The sequence below is a fragment of the Catenulispora pinistramenti genome (assembly GCF_018274385.1).
GTDB lineage: Bacteria > Actinomycetota > Actinomycetes > Streptomycetales > Catenulisporaceae > Catenulispora > Catenulispora pinistramenti.
In genome coordinates this window covers 1-17,521 of sequence record NZ_JAAFYZ010000227.1, presented here as the reverse complement: position 1 = coordinate 17,521, position 17,521 = coordinate 1, and the positions used below count along the sequence as shown (strand labels likewise).

Sequence of the window (17,521 nt, the reverse complement as noted above, 5' to 3'; positions counted from 1 at the left end):
TAAGAGACAGGGGCTATCAAGCTCGATCAGCGCGCGTGGGCCTTGCGGCACGGGATCGGTACCATCACCTGGACCTATGATCCGCTGATCAGCCGCAACGCGTACTTCAACCTGGCCAAGCTCGGGGCGGTGGCCGCCGAGTACCACGCCGACTACTACGGCACCATGAACGACGGGGTCAACGCGGGCGGCCCCACCGACCGCGTCCTGGTGCGCTGGGAGTTGGCGAGTCAGCAGGTGCGGCGCGTACTGCACGAGGGCGCCGCCGCCACGCCCGACGGCGCCGTCATCGCGTTAGCCGTGGGCCGCGACGGACGCTCGGTCGTCCGCCCGGTCCTCGGCCTCGGTGCCCGCGACGCGCGCCGTCTGCTCGTCGGCATCCCGAAAGACGCTGAGGCGCTGCGCGTCAGCGACCCGGATCTGGCTGCGCAGTGGCGGCCCGCGCTGCGCGACGTCCTCGGCGGCCTGATGGCGGCCGGCGGCCACGTCACCGGTTTCACGCGCGACGGCCAGTACGTCGTCGAGCGGCCAGCCGAGCAGCCAGTCGGGAGACCAGCCGAGCGGCCAGCCGAGCGATCAGCCGCGACCGCGAGCGCCGCTCCGGCAGCAGACCCCGAACGAAAGGACCGCGCATGAAGCCGACCGACATCGAACTGCGGCGGATCGCGATCCCGCTGGTCGCGCCGTTCCGCACCTCGTTCGGGACCCAGCACACCCGCGAGCTCGGCCTGGTCCGGGTCCGGACCGAACAGACCGACGGGTGGGGCGAGCTCGTCACCATGATCAGTAGGTCGCGCAAGCAAGTCATACGCTCGGGCGGCTGCGCGGCACCTTGTCTACGACCGTAGTGGGGACCGTCGGCAGTACTTTGCGTTGCGTCTTCATGTTCCGAAATGAGTACGCAGCCATGAAGCTTGCGAACCATGGCAGGACCAACATCACCGGCCACATGAGCCAGGACGTCAGCGTCGCCGGGTAGCTGGACAGCCGCCAGATGGCGACGGCCCCGGCCAGCCCGAGTGCGAGGGCAGAGGGGCCGTGCAGCACTGGGTGGTAGAGCCCGTAGCGGGGGAGGCGTAATGGCGGCCTCGTGTTCTCTTCGAGCTGCTCGGCGGAGGGCGCGGGTTCGTAGAGGCGTGAACGGGTGGAATAGTCGGAGAGGTCTGCCGTCGCCCAGAACATGCGGCCGTCGTCGGCGATGAACACCAGGGGCAGGGGTTTGCGGGCCTCTTGGAAGAGGAGGAACCGTTCGGGCCACACGATCCAGCCCGGCGCGCCGGCGAAGTCATCGGCGAGGACGGAGGGGTCATAGCCGGCCCACGGACTGACCTCCCACGTCGTGCCGCGTGCGGGTGTGATCGTCAGCAGCGGCGCTCCAGCGCGGGTCGTCTCCGAGCCGATCCTGCGCCCGGAGGCGATGGTCTCAGTGCGCGTCGATCCGCTGACGAGGGCACGAACCGCACGTGCCCGCCCGGCGCGCAGGTCGTCGCGCAGCATTCGCTCTCCGTCCTTCGGGGGAGCCATGCGCCCTGCGCCTATGCCCGCGCCGAACGCGAGGCCGAGGGTGGAGAAGATGACCACACAGATCGTGAAGCCCCGACCCTCCGCGGGCCGGCCGTCGAACTGGCCGTCGACGTTGGTGTGGACGACCGCACCGAGTTCTGGGTCACCAGGTGCGTAGAAGGCCTGGACCGGGTCACCTGCCTGCGGAAGCTCTCTTGTCATGGCGCCGGCTGTATGGACGAGGGCTGTCGTGCCGGGCAGGCGAAGATCGAGGTCGGAGACCCAGCGCCAACTGCGTTTGCCGTCAGGGTGGATCGCGGGGTCCGCATCGACGGCGGCGACGGTCACCGAGCCGACGATCCCGCCGTGGCCGGAGATTTCTCCGGCTTGACGGCCGATCTCTCCGTTAGGACCCATCGCTATGGCGGTGGCGTCCGCCGCGGCCAAGACGATCATGAGCCCGATGCTCGCGCCACGGAGCGTTCCCAGCTTCCTTCGCACAGCTGGGAGGCTGGTCGGTAGTGCGGGGCCGCGCTCCAGCACCACGCTGTCGACTGCCACGGCCGCTTTGACGGGTATCCGCGGTGCTCGGTGCGAAAGCACCATCCACAGCAGCCCGAAGGAGCCGGCCAGCACCAACGGGATGATCAGGTCCCAGCGCGGCGCCGCATCCCAGTAGTGGACCTGCTTGCGCCCGAGAGCCTCGAATGCGCACGCGTAGGCCGCGAAGCCGGTTACTCGCGTCGCGACTGTCGAACGCCGCTCACGAAATCCCTGCTCGGAAATCTGATCTGCCACTGAGCCCCCCGATCACCGTAATGCTGGCAACTGATCGTAGGGCCAGCGCTTCCGATCAGGGAGTCCCGATCAGGGGGCTGTCAGGCGGTCGTCAAGGCCGAGCTCTGTCCGAGCTGACGGACCGCGCCGAAGCGGCCGCCGCCGGTCGCGGTGACGCACACCGGCTGGAGCTCGGTGCGGGGCGCGGGGACTTGCCGCACCGCCTCGACCGGCCTGGTCTCCTCGCCCGATCGCACGACCCCGCCAGGCTGCACCGCCTCGCCAGATTGCATCGCCCCGACTGACCCGATCGGCTGGACCGCCCCGACCCCCACGGCCGCGCCGGCCGGCTCAAGCCAGCCCCACCGCGTCGTGACCCAGCCGAGCTGCGCCCGGCTCCGGGCCCCGGTCAGTGTCATCAGCTCCCGGACCCGGCGCTCGATGCTGCTGGTGCTCATGTTGAGCGTCCGCTCGGCGGCGGCGTCGGCGAGCAGCAACCGCAACAGGCGCAACGCTTCCGGATCGGGGAGCGGGACGCGCACGGCGGTCGACACCGCCGGGTGGGGGCGGTTCGGTGCGACCCCGGGCCCGCGCGGGTCGGGCAGCCCGGCCAGCGCGGCGCGGTGGCCCAGCTGCATGCGGTTGCCCGAGCCGGACCAGTCCATCAACTCTCTGATCCGTCGCTGGACGGTGCGCTCGCTGAGCCCCAGCCGGTGCGCGCTGGCGTGGTCGGTCAGGCCGGCCAACAGGTTCGCCAGGGCGGCGCCGTGGTCCGGGCCGAGCCGGTCCGGCCAGATCGCCGTAGAGGGCACGGGGCCTCCGTTCTCCGTGGTCCTTCTTATGACAAAGACGGCGTGAGGGGGGTCCGGGGTTGCATTCGTCCGCTGTCGTATAGCCGTCAAATCAGATGGCTGACATGTTCGGGTCATTCGGGGTACATCAGTGCTTTGACCAATGTTGCGAAGATCCTGGAGGAACCACAGGTGATATCTCGCAGATCCCGAACCGTCTCGGCGGCGGCCGCGCTGTTCACGGCCGTCGCCTTGGGTGTTCCAGCGGCCGCGCAGGCCGCTGCCCCCGCCCCGCCCGCCGGCTCCGGCGCGACCCCTGCCGCCGCGCCCACCGTGACGCCGGTCGGCGCGGGGACGGCCGGGAGCGCCGCCGCCGTCACGCTGCCCACCGGCGACCGGGTGGTCGTCGGCACCGGCGCGAATCCCGGCGTCGCCGTGGACTCCGGTTCCGGCGGCTCGGACGCGTTCGCGAACTTCACCGTCGGCGGCGATCGTTACGTCGTTCCGTCGGAGGCCGCGCCGTATGCCGGGCGGCAGCTGGGCCTGTCCCTTTTCGACGTCACCAAGCTCGCGGCCGCCGCTCCTGACGCGGCCGCGCACATCCCGGTGCAGCTGCAGTTCGCCGCGGGCGTCACGCCGACCGCGCCGGCCGGCGTCACGCTCACCTCGGTCAGCGGCCAGAACGCCACCGGATACCTGACCCCCGGTTCCGGCAAGGCCTTCGCGCAGGCGCTGCGGGACTCCATCAAGGCCGACCTCGCCGCCGGCAAGCCGGCCGGGACCGGAGCCCTGTTCGGCGGCCTGACCTCGATGGCCGCGCTCGGCACCTCGGCGCCGGTCCAGCCGCACTACCCGCTGCACATCCTGCAGCTGAACACCCTCGACGGCACCGGCGCGCCGTCGAACACGCTGGTGATCCTGATCGACACCGACAACGTGCGGGTCTTCGACGGGCAGGTCGCCTCCTACCAGGGCATCGCGAAGGTGGCGGTACCGGCCGGGAACTACGCCGCGATCAGCATCGACTTCATCTACAACGACCAGGCCGGCACGGTCCGGACGAACTTCGTCTCCGAGGACGGCATCACCGTGCCCGCGACCGGCCCGGTCCCGCCGGCCACCATCGACGAGCGCACGGCGACCAGCCCGATCACCTTCACGACGCAGAAGCCCTCGACCGAGGTCGCCGGGACCGTCCAGATCATCCGCGTGGACCCGAACGGGGTCGCCGGCGGTCTGGGGACTCTCACCGGGCCCGGGGACTCGGTCTACGTCAGCCCCGAGGCCAAGCCCGCGACCGGGGCGCTGAACTACTCCGTGGACTGGGTCGGCCAGAGCCCGGCGACGGCCGCCAGCCCGTATCGGTACAACCTCGGCGTGATCGCGGATCAGATCTCTGCGAACCAGTCCTACGCCCCGACCGACAGTTCGCTGGCGACGCTGCACCACACCTTCAGCCTCGACCCCGCGTTCGGTACGAACCTGCCGAGCGTCGGCAGCGGCTTCGTCGACCCCTACGGCTACGGCCTGACCATGCTGCCGGCCACCGGCGGTTCGGCGACCGAATACGTTACCGGGGGCTTGGACTGGCTGACCCAGGCCGCGCTCCCGGCGGTCCCCAACAGCTCCCCGACCGGGCCGCCGGCGTTCGCCCTTCTCGGCGATGACGCGCGGACCCTCACCGCCGGCCAGAGCGTGACGCGGAACTGGGGCCAGGCACCGATCGCCCCGAACTTCGGCCAGCACACGGCGGGGCCGAACCTGTTCAACTGCCAGGCCTGCGTGGGCGCCGGGAACCTGAACGTCACCCTCGGCATGCTCGGTGACAGCAACCGGGACACCTCGGGCCTGGACTTCGGTGCGGCCGGCAGCTCGCAGCTGTACTGGAACGGCACGCTGGTCTCCTCCGACACCAACCATTTCGGCTACACCCTGCAGAACATCCCGGCGGGCCCGGCGACGGTGCGGACGGTGTTCGACTTCGACCGCAGCGCCACCGGCATATCGCAGTCCACGAAGACGCACACCGACGTCACGATCCCCTACTCCGGCCAGAGCGACCCGAGGCTGGCCCTGCCCTCGACCGTCCCGTGCGTCCCGGCCGAGGCGGCGGGCACGCCGGCCGCACCCTGCCAGATCCTGCCGGCGCTGACGCTGAACTACCAGCTCAACGGCCTGGACAACCGGGACACCTCGCACTCGCCGGTGCAGACCCTGCTGCTGAGCGTCGGCCACGTCTCCTACGGCGGCTACGGCTCGCACGCGGCGATCGACTCGGCGAAGGTCTCAGTGTCCTACGACAACGGCGCCACCTGGAAGGACGTCCCCACCTACGGGTTCGCCGGGACGTACGCCGCGTACTGGGCCAACCCGAAGGCCGGCAGCCCGGTCGAGCTGCGGGTCACCGCCACCGACCGCCTCGGCGGCTCGATCACCCAGACCGTCACCAACCCTTACACCGTCGGCTGACGTCATGAGGAGTCTGATGAACCCGAACAACTCCGGCGGCCGGCCGCCGGTCGTCCGCCGCCGAACGCGGCTGGTGACCGTTTTCGCCGCCGTCACGACCCTGGTGGCCGGACTCACCGTCACGGCCGCCGCCACGGCCACGGCCGGCGCCGCCGCCCCGGCTGCCGCATCCTCCCAGGGCTATAGCTCCCAGGGCCACGGCCACGCGGCCGGCAACGTCAAGGACGCCTGCGCCGCGGCCAAGCCCGGCTACGCCCGCTGCTTCGCCGAGATCCGCACGGACGTCCACGGCGGCACCGGCGTGCGGGGACCGGCGGCGGCCGGACGCTTCGGCGCCGCGGCGACCGCGCTGCCGCCGGGCCTGGGCCCGGCGGACCTGCACTCCGCCTACAACCTGCCGACCACCGGTGGGGCGAACCAGACGGTCGCGATCGTGGACGCCGGTGACGACCCCACGGCCGAAGCCGACCTCGCCGTCTACCGCACCACCTACGGCCTGCCGGCCTGCACCACGGCCAACGGCTGCTTCAGCAAGGTGAACGAGCGCGGCGCGGCCACCCCGCTGCCGGCCGACCAGGGCTGGGGCGTGGAGGAGGCGCTGGACCTGGACATGGTGTCCGCGGCCTGCCCGCAGTGCCACATCCTGCTCGTCGAGGCTGACACGGCCTCCGGCGACGACCTGGGCGCCTCGGTGAACGCGGCCGTCGCGCTCGGCGCGAACGAGGTGTCCAACAGCTACGGGGGCACCGAGGGCAACGGCGTCGCCGCCGACGCCCCGGACTACACGCACCCCGGCGTCGCGATCGTCGCCTCCAGCGGCGACTCCGGCTACGGAATCCCCAACGCCCCGGCCGTCTACAGCAGCGTGATCGCGGTCGGCGGCACCTCGCTGGCCAAGGCCTCCAACACCCGCGGCTGGTCCGAGACCGCGTGGACCGGCGCCAGCGCCGGCTGTTCGGCGTGGGTGGACAAGCCCGCCTGGCAGACCGACCCCAACTGCCCCGGCCGCATGGTCGCCGACGTCTCCGCCGACGCCGACCCCAACACCGGCCCGGCCATCTACGTCACCGACGCCCCCGACCTGGAAGGCCTGCCCTCCGGCTGGAACATCGTCGGCGGCACCAGCGCCTCCTCGCCCTTCATCGCAGGCGTCATCGCGCTGGCCGGCAACCCGCAGAAGTTCCCCAACGCCTCGGCGTTCTACGCACCGGCAGCCCTGAGCGGGCTGAACGACGTGGTGGGCGGCAACGACATCGAAGGTGTGGACTGCGGCGGCGACTACCAGTGCAACGCGGTCGTCGGCTACGACGGGCCGACCGGCCTGGGCACGCCGAACGGATTGTCATCATTCTGATGTGAGCAGTACTAGTCCGCGGTGGCCCGTCTCTTCCGGAGGCGGGCCACCGCGCGTATCCGGTCGTCGGGACCGGTCCTCCGGCGAGGTCGCTAGCGCCGTCGAGGCCGACTGTCGGCCGTGGTCTGTCGACTAGATCATCCGCCAGACCATCCGCCCCCTGGATCGTTGATCGGTATTTGGGCGCCTGCTCAGGCGTGGCCGTTCTCGCCGCGGCCTCGACACACCCGGATACCAGCGGTAGGCTAACCATCAGAGCCACTGATGATTTGTTCCACCGATGAAAGGAACGCGATGATTCTCGTCACTGGAGGGTCCGGGTTCATCGGCTCCCACACCGTGCGCGCGCTGCACGGCCTCGGCGAGCCGAGCGTCGTGATGCAGCGCCGCAGCGGCCAGGTCCCCCCGCACCTCGCGGACCTGCCCGTCGTCGCGGAGCAGGCTGACGTCGCCGACCTGAGCGCACTGCGGGCGATCGGCGAGCGCTACGAGATCACCGGCATCGTGCACCTCGCGGGCTATCCCGCGCCGCGCGGCGCGGTCGGGGGTATCGAGGCCACCCAGGGCCTGCTCGACGGGCTCCTCAACATCGCCCGGGTCGCCGAGGAATGGGGCGTGCGCCGGGTGAGCCTGGCCAGCACGCTCGGGGTCTACGGCGGCGTCCAGCACAGCGGCCCGCTGACGGAGGACCTGCCGGTGCTCCTGAGCGCCCCGCACCCGATCCCGCGGTCGAAGAAGATCGCCGAGCTTCTCGGGGAGCAGCTCGCGGAGGCGACCGGGACGGAGTTCGTCAGCCTCCGGATCTCCGGCACCTGGGGCCCCCTCGGCCACGAGGACCCGTTCTTCGCCGCACCCGCGCTCATCCACGCGGCAGCCAGCGGCAAGCCCCTGGACCTGGCCGCCCTGCTCATCCCGCCGCACCTCGGCGACGGGCTCGACCTGTGCTATGTCGAGGACACCGGCCGCGCGATAGCCCTGATCCAGCTCGCCGACCGTCTCCAGCACCGCACCTACAACATCGCGTCCGGGCGGGTGACCACGAACGCAGAGGTGATCGCCGCGATCCGCGAGGCCGTGCCCGAGGCCGAACTGGGCCTCCCGGCCGGTGCCGGCCGGCCGGGCGCCGCTCTGGACATCACCCGGCTCCGCCAGGACACCGGGTTCGAGCCGGAGTACGACACCGTCCGCGCGGCCGCCGGCTACATCGCCTGGCTCAGGGCGGGCAACGAACGCTGATCCGCGTCGGCGGCAGTCCCGCCGTCGCGTTTGCGGCATCAGCCCGGCGAACCCGAGACTGCACAGCGAGCCGGACCTGGCCCGGTAGACCTTGGAACGCCAGCCGGGCGAACCGCCCGCGCCCGCCCCGCGCCTGGCACCGCTGTCATTACCGACAAGGGCCTGTCCGGGCCGGGCGCCGTGCCCGGATTTCCCGATCAGCGATCTAGATCATCCGCTCCAAGGATTCCCGCAGCAGCACCAACAACTCCGCCCGCGTCAGCGTCGGCGCGGCCGTCCACGCCAGCACGACGTCCTCGACGAATCCGAACCAGCCGTGCAGCACCAGCTCGGTGCGCGGGTCGGGGGCCCGGTCCAGCGCGCGCCGGGCCCGGTCCACGAAGACCGCGCGGGTCGTCTCGTAGATCTCGATGACGTAGTCCGCGCCGCCGGCCGCTCCCCGGAACAGGGCCAGGTAGGGCTCGCGGCGGCGTTCCACGAAGCTGACGTAGGCGTCCAGGCTCTGCGTCAGCTGCTCGGCCGGGGCGGCGTCCGGGTCGGGCTCGGTCTGGCGCAGCAGGCGGCGGGCGGCGGCCTGCACGACCGCGATGTAGTAGTCGCGCTTGGTCGGGAAGTAGTGGAACAGCAGGCCGCGGGAGATGCCCGCCTCGGCGGCGACCTCGTCCAGGGACAGCTCGTGGATCGGCTGGTCGATGAGTTTGGCCAGACCGATGCCGATCAGCTGGCGGCGGCGGTCGGCGGCGGCGAGGCGGGGCACCTTATTGAGCATAGCTCAACAACGGGCTAGGCTCCCGGGTATGGACTTCGCCCCGTCAGCACGCGGCCGGGAGTATGCCGAGCGTGTCAAGGACTTCATGGATGCCGAGATCGCGCCGGCCGAGGAGCCGCTGCTGCGGCGCAGGCTGGCCGCCGCTCCCGAGGCCCGCTGGCAGCTTGATCCGGTGATGGCCGAGCTGAAGGACAAGGCCCGGGACGCGGGGCTGTGGAACCTGTTCCTGCCGGACGTCTCGGGCCTGTCGAACGTGGACTACGCGCCGCTGGCCGAGCTGATGGGCCGGTCGGTGATCGCCGCCGAGGTCTTCAACTGCAACGCCCCGGACACCGGCAACATGGAGGTGCTGCACCAGTTCGGTTCGCCCGAGCAGAAGGAGCAGTGGCTGAAACCGTTGCTGGAGGGCCGGATCCGCTCCGCGTTCTGTATGACAGAGCCCGAAGTCGCCTCCTCCGACGCCACCACGATGCGGGCCACCGCCGCCGTCGTGGACGGCGGGATCGTGCTGAACGGCCGCAAGTGGTTCAGCACCGGCGTCGGGCATCCGGACTGCCGGGTCCTGCTGTTCATGGGCGTCACCGACCCGGCAGGCCAGAAGTACCGGCGGCACTCGATCGTGGCCGTGCCGGTCGACGCGCCCGGGGTGCGGATCGAGCGGATGCTCCCGGTGATGGGCCGCTACGACGAGCCCAGCGGTCACGGCGAGGTGTCCTTCACCGATGTCCGCCTGCCGCTGGAGGCCTTCGTCGGCGGCCCCGGGGCGGGCTTCGAGATCGGCCAGAAGCGGCTGGGACCTGGCCGGGTGCACCACTGCATGCGGCTGATCGGCCTGGCCGAGGCCGCGCTGGAGGCGGCCTGCCGGCGCGGCGTGGAACGCTCGGCGTTCGGCAAGCCGCTGGTGAACCTCGGCGGCAACCGCGAGCGGATCGCCGAGGCCCGGATCGCGATCAACCAGGCGCGGCTGCTGGTGCTCTACACCGCCTGGCTGCTGGACACCCAGGGCGTCTTCGGCGCGCTGTCGGAGATCTCGCAGATCAAGGTGGCGGTGCCCTCGATGGCGCAGAACGTCATCGACATGGCGATCCAGTTGCACGGCGGCGCCGGACTGACCGACGACACGTTCCTGGCCGGGGCCTGGACCATCGCCCGCGCGCTGCGGCTGGCCGACGGTCCCGACGAGGTGCACCGCGGCGTCGTCGCCCGGCTGGAGCTCGGCCGCTACGGAATGGCACGGTGAGCCCGCGATGAGCGACAGCGAGACGGCTGACGAGACAGCTCAGGAGACGGCTCAGGAGACGGCCCAGGCGCCGTGGACCGACGAACCGTCCAACGTCCGCGCCGAGGACGCGTTCGACGTCGAACCCGTCCACGCCCTGCTCGGCCGCGAAGGCGGGAACGCCGAGGTGCGCCAGTTCCGCGGCGGCGCCTCGAACCTCACCTACCTGCTGCGCTACCCGGACCGGGACCTGATCCTGCGGCGCGCCCCGGCCGGCACCAAAGCCAAGTCCGCGCACGACATGCGCCGCGAGTACACCATCCAGTCGCGGCTGCGCCCGGTGTTCCCCTACGTCCCGGCGATGGTCGCGCTGTGCACCGACGAGCGCGTCATCGGCGGCGACTTCTACGTCATGGAACGGGTCCCGGGCCTGATCCTGCGCCAGGAACCGCCCGCCGGACCCGCCTTGCCGCCGGACCGGGTCAGGGCCCTGAGCCACGTGGTGCTGGACCGGCTGGTCGATCTGCACGCCGTGGACCCGGCCGCCGCCGGACTGACCGACCTGGGCAAGGGGCCGGGCTACGTCCGCCGCCAGGTGACCGGCTGGTCCGACCGCTACCGCAAGGCCCTGACGCCGGACGTCCCGGGCTTCGAGGAGGTGATGGCCTGGCTGGACCGCTGGCAGCCGCCGGACGTGGCCTGCTGCCTCATCCACAACGACTTCCGGTTCGACAACGTCGTGCTGGACCCGGACCCCGCGGCCTGGGACCGGCCGACGGCCGTACGCGGCATCCTGGACTGGGAGATGGCCACGATCGGCGATCCGCTGATGGATCTGGGCGGCGCGCTGGCCTACTGGGTCCAGGCCGACGACACCGGTGAGTTCGGCCTGACCCGGCGCCAGCCCACCCACCTGCCCGGGATGCCGACGCGCGCCGAGGTCGTGGCGTACTACTGCCGGCGGACCGGGCGCTCGGCCGACAACTGGCCGTTCTACGAGGTGTTCGGGCTGTTCCGGCTGGCGGTGATCGTGCAGCAGATCCACTACCGGTACTACCACGGGCAGACGACCAATCCGGCGTTCCAGCACTTCGGGCTGGCCGTCGGCTGGCTCCAGGACCAGGCGCGCAAGGTGATGGCCTGATGCCGGTGATCCAGCTGGTCCGGCACGGCCAGGCCTCGGCCCACGCCGCGGACTACGACGAGTTGTCCGAGCTCGGTGCCGTGCAGGCCCGGGCGGTCGGTGGGGAGCTGGCCCGCCGCGGGCTGCGTGATCCGCTGGTGCTCTGCGGCACGCTGCGCCGGCAGCGCGATACCGCCGAGGGCCTGATCCAGGCCGCGGGACTGCGCGCTGAAGCCGAGACGGACGCGCGCTGGAACGAGTACGACCACCTGGCGCTGCTCGCCGAATATCCGCACCCTGAGAAGCCCGCCGAGGCGAGCGTGCAGGACCTGATCGACAGTGCCCTGAGTTCCTCCGATCGCCGACCCGGACGGCGGCTGGCCGGAGTTCGCCGGAGGCGCCGTCGCCGCGCTGCGCGAACTGGCCGCGAAGCTGGGCCGGGGCCGGGACGCGATCGTGGTGAGCTCCGGGGGAGTGATCGCGGCGGTGGCCGGGGCGCTGCTCGGGGTGCCCGGGTCCGGCGTCGTCGCGCTGAACCGGGTCACGGTGAACGCCGGTGTGACGACCGTGACGTCCGGCGCCTCCGGACTGAGCCTGCTGACTTTCAACGACCATGCCCACCTGGCCGGCGGCGAGCGCCGGCTGATCACCTACCGCTGACTCCGCCTGCTCACTACCGCTGACTGGCGCACATCACAGGAGATCCCATGTCAACTGCCTCGCCGACGTCCCTGTTCGATCTGACCGGCAAGGTCGCCGTCGTCACCGGCGGCAGCCGCGGCATCGGTCTGATGATGGCCCGCGGGCTGCTCCAGGCCGGGGCGAAGGTCTACATCAGCTCCCGCAAGGCCGACGCGTGCGCCGAGGCTGAGAAGGAACTCGCGCCGTTCGGTGTCGTCAGCGCGATCCCCGCCGACCTGTCGACCGAGGACGAGTGCCGGCGGCTGGCCGCCGAGGTGGCCGAGCGCGAGCCCGGCGGCGTGCACATTCTGGTGAACAACGCCGGCGCCACGTGGGGCGCGCCGCTGGAGGAGTTCCCTGAGTCGGCCTGGGACAAGGTGCTGGACCTGAACCTGAAGGCCCCGTTCTTCCTGACCCGGTCGTTCCTGCCGCAGCTGGAGGCGACGGCCAGCGCGGACGACCCGGCGCGCGTGATCAACGTCGGCAGCATCGACGGGCTGCACGTGCCCGGGATGCAGACGTACTCGTACTCCTCGTCGAAGGCTGCTTTGCACCACCTGACCCGGGTCCTGGCGCGGGAGCTCGGTCCGAAGGCGATCACGGTGAACGCGGTGGCGCCGGGGCCGTTCGAGTCGAAGATGATGGCCGCGACGCTGGAGGCCTTCGGCGACGCCATCGCCGGGATGTCGCCGCTGAAGCGGATCGGGCGGCCGGACGACATGGCGGGGGTCGCGGTGTACCTGGCTTCGCGCGCCGGGTCCTACGTGACCGGCGCGGTGATCCCGGTCGACGGCGGCATCGCCACCACGGTCTGACGCTCTAAAGCGACGCTCTAGTGCGCCGTTTCGGCAGGTCACGGGCATGATGGCGGGCCGGCGCGAAGGAAGTCGCCGATAAACCATTGCGCAGGCTTGATCGGTCTGTCTATCGTGATCGCACACATGAAAGGAGGTGATCCTGAGTTGAGTTGTATCAGGACGTGTGAGGTGGCTGTCAGCTAGCCGCCCCGCCCGCAAGAGGGGCCGACAGGCCTCACCCGGCAGGTCCGGGGCGGCGGGCTATTCTCCAACAGTCACCCGGCTCGCAGGCTCACCGGTCGTCCCCGGTGTCCTGGGGAGACGGTCCAGGACGTGGTGCACCGCGTCGGACGGTCGAACCAGGGATCAGTCTGCGGGCCGCTGTGTTTTCCGGCACCGGCATCCTCCGGCGAAATCAGGCGGCTGCGACGTATTGACAGGCCGACAGGTCTAGTCCAATCTGCGTGCTAGCCGCAGCTCCACCAGCGATGGGCGCTCGCCCAACCGCCATCTCGTGCTGCCTGGAGGACGCTCATGCCACCTGTGAATCCCAGTTCCCGAAGACGGCGGTTCGTCTCCGCCGTCGGCGCGATCGCGCTCGCGGCCACGGCCGCGGGCCTCGCGGCGGCCGCCACCGCCGTACCGGCCACCGCGGCGGCCGGGGACAGCGGCAACCTGCTCACGAACCCGGGCTTCGAGACCGGGGACCTGTCCGGCTGGACGTGTGACGCCGGAACGGGGGCCGTCGTCTCCACGCCGGTGCATTCCGGCAGTCACGCGCTCTCCGGCACGCCCACGGGCTCGGACACCGCGCAGTGCGCGCAGACCGTCTCGGTCCAGCCGAACACGTCGTACACGTTCTCCGGCTACGTCGAGGGCTCCTACGTCTACCTCGGCGTGACCGGCGGTACGTCCACCTGGACCGCGTCCGCCACCGGCTGGCAGCAGCTGACGGTGACGTTCACGACCGGGGCGAGTCAGACCTCTGCCCAGGTCTACCTCCACGGCTGGTACGCCGAGCCCGTCTACTACGCCGACGACCTCGCGCTGGTCGGCCCGGCCGGGCCGCCGCCCACGACGCCCAGCACGACGCCGCCGACGACGCCTTCGACAACGCCTTCGACAACACCGCCGACAACGCCTTCGACCACCCCCAGCACCCCGCCGACCAGCAGCTCCTCCGCACCGGGCGGCGCCACCTGCCCGGTCAAGTCGCGGCCGGCCGGCAAGGTGACCCAGGGGTACTGGGAGAACTGGGACGGCGCGCTCAACGGCGTGCATCCCGGCCTGGGCTGGATCCCGATCGACGACCCGCGGATCCAGCAGCACGGCTACAACGTCATCAACGCCGCGTTCCCGGTCATCCTGTCCGACGGCACCGCCGAGTGGCAGGACGGCATGGACACCAACGTGAAGGTCGACACCCCGGCCGACTACTGCGCCGAGAAGGCCGCGGGCGCGACGATCCTGATGTCGATCGGCGGCGCGGCCGCGGGCATCGACCTGAGCTCCAGCACCGTGGCCGACAAGTTCGTCTCCACGATCGTGCCGATCCTGAAGGCCTACAACTTCGACGGCATCGACATCGACATCGAGACCGGCCTGGTCGGCAGCGGCGACATCAACACCCTGTCCACCTCACAGGCCAACCTGGAGCGGATCATCGACGGCATCCTGGCCCAGATGCCCTCGAACTTCGGCCTGACCATGGCCCCGGAGACCGCCTACGTGACCGGCGGCAGCGTCACCTACGGCTCGATCTGGGGCTCCTACCTGCCGATCATCAAGAAGTACATGGACAACGGCCGCCTGTGGTGGCTGAACATGCAGTACTACAACGGCAGCATGTACGGCTGCTCCGGCGACTCCTACGAGGCCGCCACGGTCCAGGGCTTCCAGGTCCAGACGGACTGCCTGAACAACGGCCTGACCATCCAGGGCACCACGATCAAGGTGCCCTACGACCACCAGGTGCCGGGACTGCCCGCGCAGCCGGGCGCGGGCGGCGGGTACATGGACCCCTCGCTGGTGTCGCAGGCCTGGAGCAGTGTCGGCGGCCAGATCAAGGGACTGATGACCTGGTCGATCAACTGGGACGGCTCGCTGGGCTGGACGTTCGGCGACAACGTGAAGGGGCTTGAGGGGCGCTGAGGCGCTCGGCACGGACTACGGATACATCGCGGGGCTCCACGCTGTCCTCTGGCGTGGAGCCCCTGGTCGGCGAGTCGCGGCTGTGGGTGCCGTGGTGCAGGGTGGAGGGAACGACGTTTTCCGATCACCGTTTCCGATCACCGTTTCCGATCACCAGGGAGTTCGTGACTGATGGACTACAAGCTGGAGCTCGTCATCATCCCCGTCTCGGACCCGGACCGGGCGAAGCAGTTCTACACAGAGAACGTCGGTTTCGTCGCGGACTACGACTTCACCGTCAGCGACGAGATCCGCTTCATCCAGCTCACGCCGCCCGGTTCGCCGTGCTCGATCGCGATCGGCAAGCTGCCCGGGCAGCCGGCGCCGGGGACGTTCGCGGGCGGGAACCTCGTGGTCGGCAGTGCCGCGGATGCCAAGGCCGATCTGGAGGGCCGCGGGGTCGAGTGCTCCGAGGTGGTCCAGGGCCCCGGTGGCAAGTTCGTCTACTTCAGCGACCCGGACGGCAACCGCTGGTCGGTCCAGGAACCCGGCAAGGGGTGAACCCGGGGCGCCGTGCCGGCGACAAGCTCAGCGGTGCCCAGAGACAAGCTAACTAGAACACGTTACATTCTCGGCATGGGCCTTCCGAGTACCACCCCTGCTGAACTGCTCACGAAGCTCACCGGCATGGTCGTGTCCACCAGCGGCTGCTCCCACGCCGTGACCGAGGTCTACACCGGCGAGCAGGTCGTCGACCTCCCGCAGTCCGATCCGGTCGACGTCCAGACCGCCTACGCCACCGCCCGCGCGGCGCAGGCGGTCTGGGCGTCCTGGCCGCTCAAGCGCCGCCTGGCGGTGATGAAGCGGTTCCACGAACTGCTGCTTGAGTGCGGCCTGACCGCCGTGGACCTGATGCAGATCGAGACCGGCAAGGCCCGCCGGATGGCGTTCGAGGAGACCTGCGACGTCCTGATGGTGACCAGTCACTACATCAAGGCGGCGCCGCGGATCCTGAAGGAGCGCAAGCACGGCGGGGTGGTGCCGATCGTCTCCACCTCGACCGAGGTCCGGGTCCCGAAGGGGGTCGTCGGGCTGATCTCGCCGTGGAACTTCCCGTTCGCGACCAGCCTGTCCGACGCGATGCCGGCGCTGATCGCGGGCAACGGCATCGTGCTGAAGCCGGACAACAAGTCCACGCTGAACGTCGCCTACGGCGTCAGCCTGCTGTACGAGGCGGGTCTGCCGACCGGGCTCGTGCAGCTCGTCTGCGGACAGGGGCCGGACATCGGCTCGGCCATCATCGACAACGCCGACTACGTCATGTTCACCGGCTCCACCGCGACCGGCCGCACCATCGGCGCGCAGGCCGGCCAGAACCTGATCGGCTGCACGCTCGAACTCGGCGGCAAGAACCCGCTGATCCTCCTGGACGACGCCGACTTGGACGAGGCGATCGCCGGCACGGTCACGGCCACCTTCCTGAACACCGGCCAGGCCTGTATGCACATCGAGCGGATCTACGTCTCCGAGAAGCGTCGCGAGGAGTTCACCCGGCGGTTCGTGGAGGCCGTGCGCGCGATCCAGGTCGGCGGGACGTATGACTTCGCGCCGGACATGGGATCGCTGGTGTCGGTTCCGCAGCGCGAACGCGTGCAGTCGCACGTCGAGGACGCGCTGGCCAAGGGGGCGACGTTGCTGACCGGCGGGAAGCCGCGTCCCGACCTGGGGCCGGCGTTCTTCGAGCCGACAGTGCTCACCGATGTCACCGAGGACATGGTGCTGGCCCGGACCGAGACCTTCGGGCCGGTGGTCTCGATCTACGGCTACGCGAGCGTCGAACAGGCCGTCGCGCTGGCCAACGACACCGAGTACGGGCTGAACGCCAGCGTCTGGGGCGGCGATCGCAAGGCTGCTGAGAGCGTGGGGCGCCGGATCAGGGCCGGGAACATCAACGTCAACGACGGGCTGGCGGTCTCCTACGCTTCGAAGAAGAGTACGTCGGGTGGGTTCAAGGCCTCCGGGGTCGGCAGTCGGCACGGGGATGCCGGGATGCTGAAGTACACCGACGTGCAGAACGTCGCGGTGCTGAAGAAGCAGGTGCTGACGAACCCGCCGGATACCGACTGGGCCAAGCAGGTCGCCAAGACGGTCAAGGGGCTGCGGTTCATGCGCAAGCTCGGGATCCGCTGAACGCGAGTCGAACGGACGCTCCGGGGACGGCGGTCGGCTTCCCGGTTTGCAGGCGAGGACTGGACGGATACGATCAGTCGCTCGTCTGTCGGCGTTCGATGATCTGAATATTCGGGGGGTTCGCGTGGGTGCGGACAAGCATGAGGTCGACAAGCATGGGGTCGACAAGCATGCGGTCGGTGGCGTTGGTGGCGGGGCGCTGCCGCTGCCTTCGGAGCCCTCGCCGGAGGCTGAGACGGTCGCTGTTCCGCTCGGGCTGGTGGATGGCGCCGCTGTGGCGGCGGGAGACGCTGATCGGCGGCGGCGCCGGATGGTGATCGGCGGCGGTGCCGCCGTGCTGGTCGTGGCTGTGGCTGTGGTCGTCGGGGCGCTCGCGGTGGGCGGCGGCGGGGCGCATGCTTCGGCTTCGGGCTCGTCGCGTCAGGGTTCGCAGATCGGGAGCGGTGGTGCGCCGTCCGGGGCCGGCCTGGCCGGCCCCGGAC

General features: G+C 70.6%; 13 protein-coding genes and 4 pseudogenes. 14 read left to right on the top strand and 3 right to left on the bottom strand.

All coding sequences use genetic code 11. The features are described 5' to 3' along the window. The first annotated feature begins 42 nt into the window (after positions 1–42). A complete protein-coding gene (locus tag KGQ19_RS39965; RefSeq protein ID WP_212019215.1) occupies positions 43–636 on the top strand; it encodes a hypothetical protein in 594 nt (197 codons plus the stop codon). Next, a pseudogene (locus tag KGQ19_RS39960) lies at positions 633–782 on the top strand (o-succinylbenzoate synthase); the annotation flags it as partial. The gene KGQ19_RS39965 and the pseudogene KGQ19_RS39960, both read left to right, overlap by 4 nt. Before the next feature lie 22 nt (positions 783–804). On the opposite strand, the gene KGQ19_RS39955 reads toward KGQ19_RS39960, so the two are convergent. Together KGQ19_RS39955 and KGQ19_RS53530 are read right to left on the bottom strand one after the other, a co-directional pair. Then, the gene (locus tag KGQ19_RS39955) at positions 805–1,959 is read right to left on the bottom strand and encodes a hypothetical protein (protein ID WP_212019211.1); all 1,155 of its coding nucleotides are present in this window, start codon (positions 1,957–1,959) and stop codon (positions 805–807) included. A 422-nt stretch (positions 1,960–2,381) separates the two neighbouring features. After that, positions 2,382–3,092, bottom strand: coding sequence for a hypothetical protein (locus tag KGQ19_RS53530; protein ID WP_212019209.1), 711 nt, complete (start codon positions 3,090–3,092; stop codon positions 2,382–2,384). A gap of 171 nt (positions 3,093–3,263) precedes the next feature. On the opposite strand from KGQ19_RS53530, the gene KGQ19_RS39945 reads away from it, so the two are divergent. The 3 genes from KGQ19_RS39945 (at position 3,264) to KGQ19_RS39935 (ending at position 8,130) form a co-directional block, all read left to right on the top strand. Then, on the top strand, positions 3,264–5,540 hold the full coding sequence (locus KGQ19_RS39945; RefSeq protein WP_212019207.1) for a hypothetical protein: 2,277 nt from the start codon (positions 3,264–3,266) through the stop codon (positions 5,538–5,540). Between the two features lie 4 nt (positions 5,541–5,544). Beyond that, positions 5,545–6,894: a S53 family peptidase gene (locus KGQ19_RS39940; RefSeq protein WP_230420175.1), complete on the top strand. Its 1,350-nt coding sequence runs from the start codon at positions 5,545–5,547 to the stop codon at positions 6,892–6,894. 294 nt (positions 6,895–7,188) lie between these two features. Continuing rightward, a complete protein-coding gene (locus tag KGQ19_RS39935; protein WP_212019205.1) occupies positions 7,189–8,130 on the top strand; it encodes an NAD-dependent epimerase/dehydratase family protein in 942 nt (313 codons plus the stop codon). 205 nt (positions 8,131–8,335) lie between these two features. On the opposite strand, the gene KGQ19_RS39930 is transcribed toward KGQ19_RS39935, so the two are convergent. After that, a complete protein-coding gene (locus KGQ19_RS39930; RefSeq protein ID WP_212019203.1) occupies positions 8,336–8,887 on the bottom strand; it encodes a TetR/AcrR family transcriptional regulator in 552 nt (183 codons plus the stop codon). A 40-nt stretch (positions 8,888–8,927) separates the two neighbouring features. Here KGQ19_RS39930 and KGQ19_RS39925 point away from each other — a divergent pair, with 40 nt between their 5' ends. The 9 genes and pseudogenes from KGQ19_RS39925 to KGQ19_RS39890 all read left to right on the top strand — a co-directional run. Next, positions 8,928–10,139, top strand: coding sequence for an acyl-CoA dehydrogenase family protein (locus tag KGQ19_RS39925; protein ID WP_212019201.1), 1,212 nt, complete (start codon positions 8,928–8,930; stop codon positions 10,137–10,139). Between the two features lie 7 nt (positions 10,140–10,146). Continuing rightward, a complete protein-coding gene (locus tag KGQ19_RS39920; protein WP_212019199.1) occupies positions 10,147–11,262 on the top strand; it encodes a phosphotransferase family protein in 1,116 nt (371 codons plus the stop codon). After that, positions 11,262–11,459: pseudogene (locus KGQ19_RS53135) on the top strand (histidine phosphatase family protein); the annotation flags it as partial. The gene KGQ19_RS39920 and the pseudogene KGQ19_RS53135, both read left to right, overlap by 1 nt. A 139-nt stretch (positions 11,460–11,598) precedes the next feature. Further along, positions 11,599–11,793, top strand: a pseudogene (locus tag KGQ19_RS52320) (histidine phosphatase family protein); the annotation flags it as partial. Between the two features lie 155 nt (positions 11,794–11,948). After that, positions 11,949–12,737 (top strand): SDR family oxidoreductase, encoded by a 789-nt coding sequence (locus KGQ19_RS39910; protein WP_212019195.1) that lies wholly within the window; start codon positions 11,949–11,951, stop codon positions 12,735–12,737. Between the two features lie 516 nt (positions 12,738–13,253). Continuing rightward, the gene (locus KGQ19_RS39905) at positions 13,254–14,870 is read left to right on the top strand and encodes a carbohydrate binding domain-containing protein (protein WP_212019193.1); all 1,617 of its coding nucleotides are present in this window, start codon (positions 13,254–13,256) and stop codon (positions 14,868–14,870) included. A 171-nt stretch (positions 14,871–15,041) separates the two neighbouring features. Beyond that, complete coding sequence (locus tag KGQ19_RS39900) at positions 15,042–15,410, top strand: VOC family protein (protein ID WP_212019191.1); 369 nt, start codon at positions 15,042–15,044, stop codon at positions 15,408–15,410. 75 nt (positions 15,411–15,485) lie between these two features. Further along, positions 15,486–17,039 carry a succinic semialdehyde dehydrogenase gene (locus KGQ19_RS39895; protein WP_212019189.1) on the top strand — a complete coding sequence of 518 codons (1,554 nt, stop codon included), beginning with the start codon at positions 15,486–15,488 and terminating at the stop codon, positions 17,037–17,039. Between the two features lie 124 nt (positions 17,040–17,163). Next, positions 17,164–17,521 (top strand): annotated as a pseudogene (locus tag KGQ19_RS39890) (hypothetical protein); the annotation flags it as partial.

Bases quoted from the DNA above. Each gene is read 5' to 3' on its own strand.
- KGQ19_RS39955 (WP_212019211.1), bottom strand. From the start codon at position 1,959: ATGATCGTCTTGGCCGCGGCGGACGCCACCGCCATAGCGATGGGTCCT.
- KGQ19_RS39940 (WP_230420175.1), top strand. From the start codon at position 5,545: ATGAGGAGTCTGATGAACCCGAACAACTCCGGCGGCCGGCCGCCGGTC.
- KGQ19_RS39935 (WP_212019205.1), top strand. From the start codon at position 7,189: ATGATTCTCGTCACTGGAGGGTCCGGGTTCATCGGCTCCCACACCGTG.
- KGQ19_RS39925 (WP_212019201.1), top strand. From the start codon at position 8,928: ATGGACTTCGCCCCGTCAGCACGCGGCCGGGAGTATGCCGAGCGTGTC.
- KGQ19_RS39920 (WP_212019199.1), top strand. From the start codon at position 10,147: ATGAGCGACAGCGAGACGGCTGACGAGACAGCTCAGGAGACGGCTCAG.
- KGQ19_RS39910 (WP_212019195.1), top strand. From the start codon at position 11,949: ATGTCAACTGCCTCGCCGACGTCCCTGTTCGATCTGACCGGCAAGGTC.
- KGQ19_RS39905 (WP_212019193.1), top strand. From the start codon at position 13,254: ATGCCACCTGTGAATCCCAGTTCCCGAAGACGGCGGTTCGTCTCCGCC.
- KGQ19_RS39900 (WP_212019191.1), top strand. From the start codon at position 15,042: ATGGACTACAAGCTGGAGCTCGTCATCATCCCCGTCTCGGACCCGGAC.
- KGQ19_RS39895 (WP_212019189.1), top strand. From the start codon at position 15,486: ATGGGCCTTCCGAGTACCACCCCTGCTGAACTGCTCACGAAGCTCACC.